Genomic DNA, 6,815 nt, shown 5'->3' on the forward strand with positions numbered 1-6,815 from the left:
ACTACGGTGAGCATCGGGTGTGCCTTCCCGACCGACGTTGGCGCGTCGGCCATGCGTGAGAGACCTCAAACGATCACCGGGAAGGTACACCCCTTCCCGGCTGATCCACAGGTCTCAAGCATTGCTCTACCAGGACTTGAACCTGGGACCTCTTCCTTATCAGCGCCCATCTTGACCGTCGCCGCACCCCTGGCCAATCGCTCCGGAGAGCGTAAAATTGCAGGTAGACGGCATGATCACAGTGCCCAGGAGTGACCAACCGTCCCCAGCCGTGACAGCCACTCTCACGGTCAAATGACGGTCAGATGATCAAGGCGGTGATCAATTCGTGGGCTTCTCCCGAAAGCGGCTCGGCAAGGACGGCAAGCCCCGATACACCGCCTACTACTTGGACATCAAAGGCAAGGAGCGCTCGGCCGGCACCTACTCCAGCAAGAAGGAGTCCGACAAGGCCTGGCAGAAGGCGGAGACCAAGGTCGCTGAAGGACGCGTAGGCGATCCCAAGCGCGGCAGGCAGACCTTCGAGGCCTACGTTCTTGAGACGTGGCTGCCGAACCACGAGATGGAAGTCACCACTCGACAGAAGTACACCTACGCCATCCACGCGCACCTGATCAGCGAGTTCGGTGAACTCCGGATGGTCGACATCCTCCCCGAGCATGTTCGCCAGTGGGTCGCGACGCTGAAGAGGAACGACGTCAAGCCGGTGACGATCAAGACCTTGATGGTGATCCTCAGCGCGATCTTCACAACTGCGTTCAACGATCAGGTGACCTTCCTGCACCCGTGCAAGGGCGTGAAGACTCCCCCGGTTCCGCCTCAGCCTCTCACCATCATCAACCCGGAGCAGTTCAACCAGCTCTACGAAACCCTCCCCGATGATGACGCGAAACTGCTCGTCGAGACCGCCATCGAAACCGGTCTGCGCTGGGGCGAGCTGACCGAGCTTCGGGTGAAGGACCTCGACGTCAACTCCCGGATCCTCACCGTGAGCCGGGCCGTGGTGGAGGTGAACCCGAAGTTTCACCCGAAGGGCGAGCGGTTCCTGGTCAAGCCGTATCCGAAGGACAAGGAGTGGCGCCGGTTCAAGCTCACCGCCCAACTCGTCCTCAAGCTCCAATCCCACGCCAAGGCCGAGGGGCTGAGCCGCGAATCCCTCTTCTTCAGCTGGAAGCACGACCCAACTCCCAAGCCGCTCCTCCGAGTGCTGGCTAACCCCGACACTCTCGGGTTCACCGAGCCGAACGATGCAGGCCGTTGCTACAAGCACGGGACACGGACCGCTTACACGACCGGCAAATGCCGCTGCGAGCACTGCCGCGCCGCGTTCGCGGCTTACCGAGCGGAGAGGCGCGCCGAGGGGAAGGACAACCCGCGGAAACCACGAACCCGCGACACGGATGGGCACATCCCCGCCGACTGGTTCCGTAAGCAGGTATGGCACCCGGCGCTGGAAGAGGCTGACCTGGAAATCGCCGTTCGTATCCACGATCTTCGCCACGCGCACGCCTCATGGCTCCTGTCAGGAGGCGCCGACCTTCAGGTGGTGAAGGAGCGCCTGGGGCACGCTTCGATCAAGACCACCGAGAAGTATCTGCACACCCTCGACGACGCTGACGAGACCGCTCTCGACGCGTTCAACAAGATCAGGCACCGAAAGACACGACGAAGCTCATAACGCAAGAAGACGGGCTCGCCCGTGTGCGGGAACACCCGGACGAGCCCTTGATCCACAACCCCTGTATGGGAAGGGTCGAGGCTCTATGGAGGACACTACGCCCTGCGTGTGCAGTCGAAACCGCACCCGCCTGGATCGCATCATTCGCTGGACGACCACGCTCACCGTGGCAATCCTCGCGGCTATAGCTGCCGTCATCAGTTATCGCCACCTGCACATCCTCGCGGTACGTCACGGGGAATCCCCGCTGTCCGCCGCCCTGCTTCCTCTGTCGGTGGATGGGATGATCCTCGCTTCCTCGATGGCGTTGCTGGCAGATTCCCGCCGCGGCGGAAGAGGCGGTCCCCTCCCTTGGCTTCTGTTGATCGTGGGCAGCCTCGCCAGCGTCGCAGCGAATATCGCGGTGGCAGAGCCTTCGCTGATCGGCAGGGCTGTGGCAGCGTGGCCGGCTCTCGCCCTGATTGGCGGCATGGAAATGGCGTTTCGCCTAGTGCGCCAGCGCGTCGCTCCACGGTCCGTCGCGCCTGACGAGGTCCAGGCCACGGCAGGAACAGAACCCGCTGGGCGTGCCCTGCAGCGCGAAGCGTGGAAGTGGGCCCTGAGTAACCGCGATACCGATGGATCGCTACCAGCGTCCGTAACGCTGGCGCAGAGGTTCAGCCGCAGCACTCGATGGGCTCGCTTGGTCAAAGCGGCGGGGACCAGAGGAGCCTTGAACTAGTAGGCGACCAGCCTGGGTCACGCCCTACCTGATGGCGAAAGGCGTTTACCCCACGCCAGGCATGCCTTCGGGTCAGCCGAATCCTCCCGCCGCAGATTGTCCGCGATCCGCGCCATCAGGCACGAGTTGTCGCCACGGGTGATCGGCGCGCGATCCGCGGATGCGCCGGACGTCTAATCCGTCGCGCGCAAACGTTCCAGGATTCTCACGATCTCAGGAAGCGCTGCTTCGGCCTGATTTCGATCAACCTTTCCCGCGATAGCCTGCCGAAGCTCCCAGACTTCAACACCGAGGACGGGACGCTCGTTGAACAATCCGCCTTCGAACTCATGAATTAGAGCAAGAGTCGTCGGGCATGCAACGATCGTCCGCTGACTATCCGATAGAGAAGACGGTAACGGGCCCCCGATCACCATGCGTCCCCAGTATCCATCGTCCGAGGCTAGCACTCCATCAATTCGTGCCGCAATGACGTCTCCCGCTATTGAGATATCTTGCGGATGCCCCGGAGCCCAGATCCGACTATCGTTACTCGCGAGAGAGAGATGTAATTATGCAGGCAAGCCTGCGCCGTTAGCGCCATCGCTTTGCCCTTCTTGCTCCAGAAAGGCGCCCTCAACCCCTCGCGGAGCGCATCCATTGCCGCCTCAGCGCCCTGCTCATGGAACGTTCGAATTGCCTTTCGCAAGGTCGAGTCCGTGGATGGCCCACCACCGGACCTCTTGGGCAGACGATACCGTGGATTCGTAACCGCCTCACGCAGCTGACTGGCCGATATTCTCACGACTATGCCCCTTGAAGAATGGAGCGCGAATACGGGTGGTTTTCAGCTACCTCTAAGCACTGCATCGCCCACCGCTTATGCATATCGACACTTTGTTGCACCGATAGGCCCGGCCCAGCGTCCAAAAGCTCTGGTTGATCAAGCATAAGATCGTCCTCATCGGCCGAGTCGATTGCTACAGCCTGCATGAGCAGATGAAATAGATTATCTTTGGCAGTTGACGCCCAGGAAGCACCGTTTGGGATCATATCTAGCGGCCTTGCTAAATAGTTGCGATCAACCATGTGCGCATATTCGTGACTGATCTGTCTAATTAGACAGGGGACACACCGGCCGCAATGTTCAGGATTTCTCCCAATCTGCCAACAGCTCACGGTATGGGCAAGCAGCGGGCCGATCCCTAAAGTGCCAGCTAGTGCTGTGACTTCCGGCTTGGTGAAGGTGACTAGCCGGTTCGATATTTTAATTTCTCTACCAAGAGCAGCGGATGCCAGGCGCGAAAACTCAGTAAGAACCCTGGGGCTCGCGGTACGTGTACTGAGCGAACCTGCCCGCGCAGCAGTAAGAGGCACATGTACGGCCATTACGCCATTCTCGTTCAGCCAAACATCGTTTAGACCCATGCCATCCGCCACAAGGCAGGCCAATCCCATATACAACAGCGAACGCGCACGCTGGCTACTTTCCCCTTCGCGATCCTTTTCCACATTGCGGGCTGTCATAGAAATCGGCCGTGCTGGCGCACCAAGCTTCTTAAGGGTCGGAGTAATCGCATTAATGGCAGCACTGGCGGACGAGCTATTCATATGCGAAACAAGCATCGGCTTTAGCCCGGCGTCAAGCAACGATGCTGCACCCACAAAGCTATCAACGCCCCCCGATAGAAGCGCCACACCGTCTGCATTCAGAAAGGACTTCTTCGATTGACGCGGAGGATCAGCCATTTCTGTTCCTGCAACGAATATCGGGCTCAACCTATCGTAGGTAAGCGCAGCGAAAACATCTTACAACCTGAGGCGCCAAGCTATTCCAGAGGTCGGGATCGCGAACCGGAATCCACGCTTCGATATTCCTATGCCAATCTACGTCCTCGCCTCGCCTGCACCGCAGGTCTATCGCATACAGCGCACCAAGGATGTCCGCCCAATCCTGCTGTCGAGCCGTTATTCGATCTGAGAATCCGTCAACAAGTCGATCGTACTTATACTCATGCGTGATGCCTGGGCCGATTCCATAACGCACTTGAGTTAGATCGGTAAACGGAGGTGCTGCGCATGAGTTAACCACCACCTTATAATCAGGCATTGCCGAACCCATCGCCCGACGGGCGGATAGCTGCAGATAATGAGGCTCTCACCGCTTGAGTCCATGCCGTTGAACCTTGTTCCAGAATCAGGTCCTTTCCTACGGCGGCTGATGCTGCAGCAGCGGCTCCAACATTATTGGTGAGTTCGTTGGCATAACGTGCGGACATGCGAACGCTACCCTGAGCCAGCGCAATAGCCGGTAGGTCTCTGGTGACCAGATACTGTGCGACCTGTCGAAGGGCTTCGGCGAGAAAGTCTGCGACCATCGACTCAGCCGAATTTGAGCGGACCGCATTCCAGCCAGATACCGCATCAACGTCCTCCGAAATCGCTCGTGCCGCTGCAAAGAGCACTCGCGAAAGCGCTCTTTCCGCTAGAGGCAGGACAACTCCACCGCCACCGGCTTCTAACCCGTCCTTTCGAACTCGATCGACATACACTCTTACGGCTTGAGCGGGCCCAGGCTCTTCCAAGAGGACTTCGCCCATGTCCGACCATGCACGCTGAGCCGCCAAAGCGTAAGACATAAGCGCAGGACTGGTTAACATCGAAAGCCAGTCGCTATCGCCTCGCGCGGCCTGAAACAACTCGGTCAGAATGCGTTCTGGCGGTGCACCAGAAGCAAGCACCGCACGAGAGACTCCCCATCGAATGCTGCCAGTCGGTGACCCACGGCTGGTTGATGTTCCCATCAGCTACTCCCGCTATTCAGTGGTAGCTGTGAAGCGCTGGCTTCAAGTAGGGCAGCGATTAGGGTTTCTCGTTTAACTAGCCCTTCGCCGAGCACTCCTGTCCAGTCAACTTGGGGAACAATGGAAGTGTCATCCCAAGCCTGATCCGGCAACAGACGGATCGCATCGACTAAATCGCCCGCGCAAATGTACGCTAGGTTGGAACCCGCCTCGATAAATTTCGCTCTTCTGGCATGGAAAGGATGCCTATGACCTGCTCCAGGAAATTCGCTACTTACTATTACGACGCAGCCGACCGGCAGACGCTGCCCCTTCCACTCGTATGCAGATTTCGCATATTCGAGCAGCCGACGCTCGTCATCCACATCCATGGCGTATCCCGCACTAGCAGCTTTGCAGTCGGTTAGGATAAGGCGGCTTGATTTGGTCTGCACAAGAAGTGCATCACATACACGACGACCTCTGCTATTTGTCCCAAAACGCCTGCCCTGGAATCCTAGACATGTCGTAGCCAGACGAAAGAAGTATCTTTCAAATAGATCATCTGCTTTCCCCATACCTTCCAGTTCAGGAGGGAGACGGTTCTTGGCTAGTGTGGGTAACCACATAAGACCAACTCGATCGAGGAGGAACGCATCGGAGCGCTGTTTGGCATGCTTATAGCCAGTCCGGTCCACCGTTGGCTGTCCATGATCGTTAGGCACGACCAAGGCTGATCTGGTGAGTAGAGCGGCGAGGCGCGCACCCGACAAGACCCGTTCGTCATCAGCAAGCGCTCTATCCGCCAGCTGAGCTGCCACCAAGATCGCGTCAGCGTAACCTTCCCGCCGTGCAGTGTCGTAGGCGGACTTCAGATGGCTCCGTTGAGCCGGGATGAACAGCAGACGGATCAGGATCTCACGGTCATCCAGAAAGACGCGCTTGGTGAACACCAGATCCTCATGGTCACCCTTTGGGACAGCACTCTTAAAGGACAGACCGAAATCGGCGGCGACGACGAGCAATAGTCTTCGTAGCATTGCCGCAGGCAATGACGTTATTGCCTGTGGCTCCACGCCAACGGTCCGCAGGTCAGCCACTGGGGCCTCCTTCAAGCACGCTAGGCCGAAGGTAACCCAGCATCACTATTCGATCAAGGAATGACTTGATGCCGCCAATCCATTTCCATCTATTCACCGATAGATCCGCACTCAGAAGTTCATGCTGATGTCATCACGTGGAGATCGTCTGGTGTTACACCGCCCAGCATGACAGTCATCCCTGGCACCTCAAGTTCAATGATCATTCGGGCATCGACCTGCTGGCAGGGCTCGACGATCGTTCGCGCGAGTACGTCTACAGTCGTCCCGCTACGACGAAGTCACCCAGCTCTCCGGTGATGACCGGGCTCTTCGTACCAGTGGCGGGTGCGGCGCTTGAGGACGCAGACACTGTCTCACGTGCAATTGGGCCGGCGTGGGATTCCGAGCTAGCTGCCGCGGAAGGCATCACCCACCGTTGCAGCTAGCCTCGATGACTCAGGGGACGGTCGTCCCGGTTGAGTTGTGAGGGCAGACGGAGGTTTCCGCCTGATCGTCTGATTCCTTCGTGCGCCGGGGTGTGGGTGGCCGCCCGAAGCGCTCGGTGGGCGGCG

The 6,815-nt window shown here is 58.7% G+C and carries 5 protein-coding genes; 2 read left to right on the top strand and 3 right to left on the bottom strand.

What is annotated here, in order from left to right; genetic code table 11:
• Nucleotides 1-328: 328 nt before the first annotated feature.
• Nucleotides 329-1,678, top strand: coding sequence for a tyrosine-type recombinase/integrase (locus tag ACTWQA_RS58310; RefSeq protein ID WP_443167379.1), 1,350 nt, complete (start codon nucleotides 329-331; stop codon nucleotides 1,676-1,678).
• An 85-nt stretch (nucleotides 1,679-1,763) separates the two neighbouring features.
• The gene (locus tag ACTWQA_RS58315; protein ID WP_443167380.1) at nucleotides 1,764-2,399 is read left to right on the top strand and encodes a DUF2637 domain-containing protein; all 636 of its coding nucleotides are present in this window, start codon (nucleotides 1,764-1,766) and stop codon (nucleotides 2,397-2,399) included.
• A gap of 786 nt (nucleotides 2,400-3,185) precedes the next feature.
• On the opposite strand, the gene ACTWQA_RS58320 is transcribed toward ACTWQA_RS58315, so the two are convergent.
• From ACTWQA_RS58320 to ACTWQA_RS58330, 3 genes are all read right to left on the bottom strand, one after another.
• Nucleotides 3,186-4,157 carry a 7-cyano-7-deazaguanine synthase gene (locus tag ACTWQA_RS58320; protein WP_443167381.1) on the bottom strand — a complete coding sequence of 324 codons (972 nt, stop codon included), beginning with the start codon at nucleotides 4,155-4,157 and terminating at the stop codon, nucleotides 3,186-3,188.
• 323 nt (nucleotides 4,158-4,480) lie between these two features.
• Complete coding sequence (locus ACTWQA_RS58325; RefSeq protein WP_443167382.1) at nucleotides 4,481-4,756, bottom strand: hypothetical protein; 276 nt, start codon at nucleotides 4,754-4,756, stop codon at nucleotides 4,481-4,483.
• A 425-nt stretch (nucleotides 4,757-5,181) separates the two neighbouring features.
• On the bottom strand, nucleotides 5,182-6,261 hold the full coding sequence (locus ACTWQA_RS58330; RefSeq protein WP_443167383.1) for a hypothetical protein: 1,080 nt from the start codon (nucleotides 6,259-6,261) through the stop codon (nucleotides 5,182-5,184).
• Between the last annotated feature and the right edge of the window lie 554 nt (nucleotides 6,262-6,815).

Origin of the sequence: Nonomuraea sp. 10N515B (genome assembly GCF_052245915.1) — a bacterium.
In the GTDB taxonomy this organism is placed as follows: Bacteria; Actinomycetota; Actinomycetes; order Streptosporangiales; family Streptosporangiaceae; genus Nonomuraea.